This window comes from Winslowiella iniecta (assembly GCF_001267535.1).
Lineage (GTDB): Bacteria > Pseudomonadota > Gammaproteobacteria > Enterobacterales > Enterobacteriaceae > Erwinia > Erwinia iniecta.
Map to the genome: position 1 here is coordinate 1 of NZ_JRXE01000035.1, position 1397 is coordinate 1397.

1 protein-coding gene is annotated in these 1397 nt (G+C 56.7%); it reads left to right on the forward strand.

What is annotated here, in order from left to right; translation table 11 throughout:
* Positions 1–1397, forward strand: a 1397-nt coding sequence (locus NG42_RS19490) for a methyl-accepting chemotaxis protein (protein ID WP_072133754.1), incomplete at both ends; no start/stop codon positions are given.

A 1397-nucleotide genomic window follows, 5' to 3' on the forward strand; every position in this document is an offset into this window, starting at 1 on the left:
AGCCGTATTCGTGTCTCTGCAACGTTGATTTTTATCCTTGCCGTGTTTTGCCTGATGCAAATTGTCAGCAGTGGTTTGTCATTCAACTCTTTTCGTCAGGATGCGAATAACCTGTATCAGGTCGATACCAGCGGGCAGCAGCGTGATGCGCTGAGTCAGAGCTGGGCTTCATTACTCAGCGCGCGCGTCACGCTGAGTCGTGCCGGAACGCGTGCGGCGTTAAGTTTGCCGCGTGAGCAGGTCACCAGCCTGATGGAGAGTGCGCAGCAGGATCTGGATCGCGCTGATAAAAGCTTTAACACCTTTGTCGCCATTCCGCGTATTACGCCGGAAGGTGAGGTGATGACCAAAGAGATTAAGGCCAGCTATGACAACTATCACCATGAGCTGGCGCAGCTGATTGTCTATTTACAGAACTATCAGTTGCAGGATTTTCTCGCTGCGCCGACCCAGCAATCGCAGGATCAATTTCTGCAGCAGTACAACCGCTGGATGCTGCATATCAACGGCATTGTCGAGCACGCTAAACGTCAGAGTCACGACTTCTATCACCAGTCGAAGTGGATTTTCGCTGGCGCGGTTGGGTTGTCACTGCTGATAACCCTGCTGGCGCTGGTCTGGCTGAAACAGGCGCTCATCACTCCGCTGGCGCGAATGCGCGATCACTTTGCCCGTATTGCTTCCGGCAACCTTGGCGGCAGCATTGAACAGCGCGGAAGTAATGAGATTGGCGAGTTGTTTAGCGGCCTGCGCGATATGCAAAGCCGACTGGCGGAAACCGTGGTGCAGGTACGCGATGGCAGCGAAACCATGCAGGTCGGGATCCGTGAAATTGCCACCGGCAATAACGATCTGTCGGCGCGGACCGAGCAGCAGGCCGCCTCACTGGCAGAAACGGCTGCCAGTATGGAGCAGCTTACCGCCACCGTTACCGCCAATGCGGATAACGCCCGTCAGGCCTCGCAGCTGGCGCTTGACGCCTCAGTCACCGCCCATAAAGGCGGCACGCTGACCGGTAATGTGGTCGCGACCATGAGTGAGATTGCCACCAGTTCGAAGAAAATTGCCGATATTACCAGCGTGATCGATGGCATTGCCTTCCAGACCAATATCCTGGCGCTGAACGCGGCGGTAGAAGCAGCGCGTGCCGGTGAACAGGGGCGGGGTTTCGCGGTAGTGGCGGGTGAAGTGCGTAACCTGGCGCAGCGCAGCGCGCAGGCGGCTAAAGAGATCAAACTGCTGATCGAAGAGTCGGCCAGCCGGGTTGATCAAGGGTCGACGCTGGTCACCTCAGCCGGTGAAACCATGGAAGAGATTGTGCAGTCGGTCACCCGGGTTAACGACATTATGGGCGAAATTGCCTCGGCGTCTGATGAGCAGCGTCGCGGTATCGAACA